The following is a 5396-nucleotide window of genomic DNA, read 5'->3' as shown; positions in this document are numbered from 1 at the left end:
AACCGTTTGCCGCGCGACCGGGCCGAACAGGCCGCGGCGGGCGAAGCCCAGCACATAGGCCGCGCCGACGATGGCGGAAAATAAAACCGCAAGGGCCAAGGCCGGAAAACTTTGCAGCGTGCCCAGCAAAATCAATAATTCGGCCGGGAAACCGCTGGTCAGCGGTACGCCGATACCGGACAAGGCAAACAGAAAAAACAACGCCGTCAAACGCGGCATGGGTTTGGCCAAGCCGCCCAAATGCGCCAATTCGGTGCTGCCAAGGCGCTGTTGCAGCATGCCGGCGATCAGCATCAGGCTGCCGGCGACCATGCTGAAATTCAACAATTGCATGACCGCCCCCTGCAGGCCTTGCAGGGTTAATGAGGCAACGCCCACCAACACCAAGCCTACATGGCTGATGCTGGAATAGGCCAGCAAGCGGCGCAGATTGGTTTGCCGCAAGGCGATCAGCCCGGCATAAACCAAGGTAATGCAGCCGATAATGGCCATGAGCCAGCGGTGTTCGCCGGCCGCGGCCGGCGCCAGCGGAATGGCGAAACGCACGATGCCGTATACGCCCAGTTTCAAGCCCGTTAGCAAGGCGGTGATTTGGGCGGGCGCTTCCATGGCTACCGTGGGCAGCCAAGTATGAAACGGTATCAGCGGCGCTTTTACGGCAAACCCCAGCATGAATAACAATAAGACCAGGTTTTGCAAGTCGTTCGCCAGCGGCGTTTGCAGCAAGGCCGGCAGACTAAAGCTCAGCGCTTGCGCCGCGCCGCCGGCCAGCCCGGCGTGGTTCAGCCCCAGCAGAATAATGCCGAACAACAGCGGCACGCCGCCGAACAGCATGTACAGGGTATATTTCATGGCCGCATAACGGCGTTCCGCGCCCATGCCCCACAGGCCGATCAAAAAAAACAGCGGCGGCAGAGTCAGTTCCCAAAACAGGAAAAACAACAGCAAATCCAGGGCGGTAAATACGCCGAGGGTGATGCTTTCCAGCACCAGCAGCAAGGCCAGATGAAAGCGGGGTAAAGGTTGCGCGTTGTTCCAGCCCGCCAGTACGGCCATCAGGGTCAGCCAGGCAGTCGCCGGCAAAAACAGTAGCGAAATGCCGTCCACGCCAAGCAGATAATGCACATTCAGGCCCGGTATCCACAAGTGGTCTTCCTGGAATTGGAAGCCGCCGAAAGCCGGATTAAAGCCCCATACCACCAGCAGGGTGAATACCAATTCGGCGCCGGCCACCAGCAAGGTCAGGCGTTTGGCCAGCAGCGGATCTTTGACCGCCCCCAGCAGCAACGCGCCCAGCAGGGGCCAGATCAGGCATAAGGACAATAGGGGAAAAGGCTCATTCATGGAGCGGGCTCGTTGGCATGGTGGCTGCGGTGTTCGGGGTAGTGTTCGCCGATTTCGCTGGCTTCCTGGTCGATGAATTTCAGCCAGGGCGTGGTGTAAAAGCCGGTCGCCACCAGCAAGCCGCAAACGGCCAGGGCAATGATGCGTTCCTGTATCACCGGATGATGGATGCTGCTGTAGGGTTGCATGAATCGTCTGGGGTAGGCGATAAACAGGCGCTGAAACGCCCACAATAAAAAACCGGCCGCCAGCACGTTGCCGACCAAAATGGCAATCGCGATCAGCCAGCCGTGCTCCTCGATGGCGCCTTCGATCAGCAAGTGGGCGGCATCGAATCCCGGCGTGCCGGGCATCACCATGGTGCTGAGGGCGGAGATCAGAAACAGCAGGCCGATCGCGGAATTATTCTCGAACAAGCCGCCCAGCCGGGGCAGATAAGAGGTGCGGGTGCGCTCGTAAATCAGGCCTATGCTGAACAGCATGCCGGCGGTCGCCAAACCGTAGGCCACCGACAGTAAAATACTGCCTTCCAGCGCAAAATCGTTGAACGAGAATACCCCTATCACCAGCATGCCGGTATGGCTGATCACCGCAAACGCCAGCAAGCGGCGCATGTTGATCTGCATCAGCGCCAGCAGGGCGCCGTAAAAAATCCCGATCAGGCCCAAACTCACCACAAAATCGGCCCAATCTTCGGCCGCCCCCGGCACCAAGGGCAAGATAAAGCGGATCAGGGCGTAAACGCCCAGTTTCAGGCCGTGTAAAAAAATTGCCGCGCTGGCGGCGGTGCCGTGTTCCGCCAGCAAGGGCAGCCAGGCATGAAACGGAAACAACGGCATGCGCACCGCAAAGCCGAAAAACAGCAGAATGAAAATCAGCGTTTCATGCGGAATGGCCAGATTATGATGTTTCAGGGTCAGCCAGTCGAAGCTGAAATCCAGGCCGCTTTGCATCAAACCCGCGCTCAGCAATAAAAATCCGGCCAGACTCATGCTTAAACCGGACAGCCAATACTGCAATACGGTCTTGATCACCCGGTTGCGTTGGCCGCCGGTACCCGCCGATACCGTCAGCAATACCACCGGCACCAGTTCCAGCAAGCACCAAAACCAGAATTGCATGGCGTTCAGGGCCGCGAAGGCGCCGATCAGAATGCCCTGATAAGCCAGCAAACAGGCCACGAACAACCTGTCGCTGCGATGGCGGGTAATCATGGTGTAGACCAGGGCCAGCAAACCCAGAATGGCGGTCAAGGGGATGAACAGAATGTTGGTGCCGTCGACGCCGACTCGATAACCGGCCCCTAAAAAATCCAGGCTTTCGGCCAAATGTATGCCCGGCGCCCGGGAATCGAACACCCGCAATAAATAAAGGCTCAGGGCCAGATTCAGCAATGCGCCGGCTAGGCCGATATTCAAACTGCGGGCCGGCTTGTTGCACAATACCAAGCCCATCGTCAACAGCGGCACCAGGGTTAGCGCCGTTAACAACGGAAAGCCGGTGGCCGCGTGCCAGTAAACGATATCGGTCATGCGCCATACCCCAAGGCCACCATCAGGGTGATCAACACAAACAGGATCAGATAGCGCGGACTCGATAATAAGCGCTCGAAGCGGTTGGCGCGCCGCCCCAGCCGGCGGCCCCAGCGGATCGAGTCGCGGCCTATGCCGCGTAAAATAAAGCGGTATTCGAACCAGCTTAGCAAGCCCGCCGTCCACTGCGCCAGTTTGCCGGCTAGTCCGCTGCCGCGGGCAAAGCTATCCTCGTCGCTGTCCAGGTTGGCGCCCATCCTGCGTTCCTCCCATTCCGCCAGGGAGGAAATGGCTTGGATGGCCGGCCCCGGCACGCCCAGCGCGGGGTCTATGATGCGGTCGTCGATAGTGCGCATGTCCTTTGCCAATTGCTGAATCGGTTTGACCAGCATCCAATCCAGCGCCGATTCCAGCCAGCCGCGTTGCAGCGAAGCCATGAACGCCCAGCGGCAATCGGCCCAGCGCGGCGGCACCGGCCGGATGGCTTGGCCTTGGGTGGCGTGCAATATCGATGGCGCGGTCAGCAGCAAGTAGCAGCGTACCACCGCGTGCGCGCATAAATGCCAGCCGGCTAGATCCCAAAATCCCAAGCCGCATTCCAGAAACATCAGGCCCAGTTGGGCCGAGGCGGCGTAAACCTGAGAACTTTTGATGTCGGTTTGGCTCAAGCCCACCCAGTAACTGTAAACCGCCGTCAAAGCGCCCACCAGCGCCAGCAACAGCATGGCCGGCGGGGCTTGGTTAAACAGGGGCCGCAATTGAATCAGCAAAAACACCCCGGCGTGTATCATCACGCCGCCGTAAAAAATGGCACTGGAGGGGGTCGGTCCTTCCATGGCCCGCGCCAGCCAGGGGGTAAACGGAATTTGCGCCGATTTGGCAAAGGCCGCCAGTGCAAAGCACAACGCCAGCAGCGTGGCGTCGCCGCGATCCAGGTCGGTTGTGCTTTGGTTGATGATTTGCCAATCGGCGCTTTCCAGCCAGATCAGGGACAGGGCGATGCCGAGCAGAAAGCCGCCGTCGCCGACCCGGTTGGTGACAAACACCCGGGTGGCGTTGTGGGCGGCGGTAGGCCGATCGTAGGCGTACGCGATCAGCCAATAGGAACAAACTCCCGCGACTTCCCAGCCGATAAAGGTAAATACCGCATTGCCGGATAACACCAGCAGCAGCATGGCCGCCGCAAATAGATTAAGGATGAAAAAGAAACGATGAAAGCCGGCTTCACGATGCAAATAATTCACGGAAAATCGCATCGCGATCAGCAGCAGCAGCGAAAATAGCGCGGCTAAACTCAGATTAAAACCCGAGCCGCGCAACGAGAAGGCGATGCGGAAGCGGCCGCTGTCGAGCCAATGGCCTAAGACATGCTCTTCCGCCGACAGGCCGTACAAGCCGGCCAGCCAAAGGCCGATGGCCGTCAACGCGGCCAAGCCGACGGCAGTCAGGCCGATCCGGCTAGTGACGGCTTCGTCTTGCTCGCCGTCGATAAAATCGAAAAAATGCAGACCGCCTATCGTTACGGCTGCCAAAAAAGGCAGCAAGGGCGGCAGAACTATCCAGCAGGCATCCATCAGTCCGATTCTCCGCTAAATGAGGGTTGTTTAATCAGCATCGGCGCTACGGCACGGGTTTCGTCGCGATAGCAATCGGGCGAATTATCCCTTAGCGGCAAGGGCTCATCGGCGGCTTGCCAGGGCATAAAGCCGCTGCCGCGCCGGAACACGAAAATGTCGCCGCTGTCCGGATCCTTGGCGCTCAGATGTACCCAGCCGCCGCCGATCAGTTCCCGCAGACTTTCCTGCCGGCCGTAGATGCGTTCCAACACGTCGGTCTTGGCCTCCACCACTATCTGCAGGCGCATGGCTTCGTGGATCTCCACCATCTGCAACGGCAGGCCGGTGCGCAAATCGCTGCCGGCGCCTTCCATGACGCCGAACAGGCCGGTGACGTTATGCGGAATTTTGGTGCCGCAGCCCAAGCGCTCGTTGTTGACGCTGGAAAAATAATATTCCAGGCTGATCCCGGCGCCGACCGGGCCGGCGGTCAGCAAAATGTTTTCCAGGATACCACCGTCCGCATCCTGGCTGGGGTCGTAGGAAATCAAAAACAGCCGCCGGTCGAAAAATATTCCCTGCGTTGCGGCGCGGCGGCCGATGAAAGCCGCCGCATTGGTGGCGTGGCCGAATTCGGGCCGGACTTGGCTCAAGTCCATGGCCCGGTTTTCCACATGTCGAACCGCGGCCCGGGCGGTTTTCGGATAAGCGGACGAAGCGAAGCGGCGGCAGCGTTCCGCCGCCGCCAAACCGTCGGCGGCCTCCACGCAGGCTTTAAACGCGGCAAATTCGGCTTGGCTTGCGGCGGGAATTTGTTCCAGGTCGAACCAGCTGATAATGTCGCTGCAGGTATCGTGCTGAGCGCCGACAAACCAGGTGTCGTCGGGAATCGTAATACCTTGTTCGCCCAACAAGTGCCGTACCGGCGGCCGATTGGCCATGGCGGCAAAAGCGCGGGCATTCG

General features: G+C 59.5%; 4 protein-coding genes. All 4 read right to left on the bottom strand.

Going from position 1 to position 5396, the window contains the following annotated elements; all coding sequences use genetic code 11:
* On the bottom strand, positions 1-1344 hold a 1344-nt coding region (locus NP596_RS19545; protein WP_256617079.1), incomplete at its 3' end, for a complex I subunit 4 family protein.
* A complete protein-coding gene (locus tag NP596_RS19540; RefSeq protein WP_256617078.1) occupies positions 1341-2876 on the bottom strand; it encodes a complex I subunit 4 family protein in 1536 nt (511 codons plus the stop codon). The genes NP596_RS19545 and NP596_RS19540, both read right to left, overlap by 4 nt.
* Positions 2873-4450 (bottom strand): proton-conducting transporter transmembrane domain-containing protein, encoded by a 1578-nt coding sequence (locus NP596_RS19535; RefSeq protein WP_256617077.1) that lies wholly within the window; start codon positions 4448-4450, stop codon positions 2873-2875. Before NP596_RS19535 ends, NP596_RS19540 begins: the two co-directional genes overlap by 4 nt.
* Positions 4450-5396, bottom strand: a 947-nt coding sequence (locus NP596_RS19530) for a putative inorganic carbon transporter subunit DabA (RefSeq protein WP_256617076.1), incomplete at its 5' end; no start/stop codon positions are given. The genes NP596_RS19530 and NP596_RS19535, both read right to left, overlap by 1 nt.

Source organism: Methylomonas rivi (assembly GCF_024505165.1).
GTDB lineage: Bacteria > Pseudomonadota > Gammaproteobacteria > Methylococcales > Methylomonadaceae > Methylomonas > Methylomonas rivi.
This window is presented reverse-complemented; position numbering and strand designations above follow the sequence as displayed.

Excerpts from the sequence above, each read along its gene's own strand:
- NP596_RS19540 (WP_256617078.1), bottom strand. The coding sequence starts at position 2,876 with ATGACCGATATCGTTTACTGGCACGCGGCCACCGGCTTTCCGTTGTTA.
- NP596_RS19535 (WP_256617077.1), bottom strand. The coding sequence starts at position 4,450 with ATGGATGCCTGCTGGATAGTTCTGCCGCCCTTGCTGCCTTTTTTGGCA.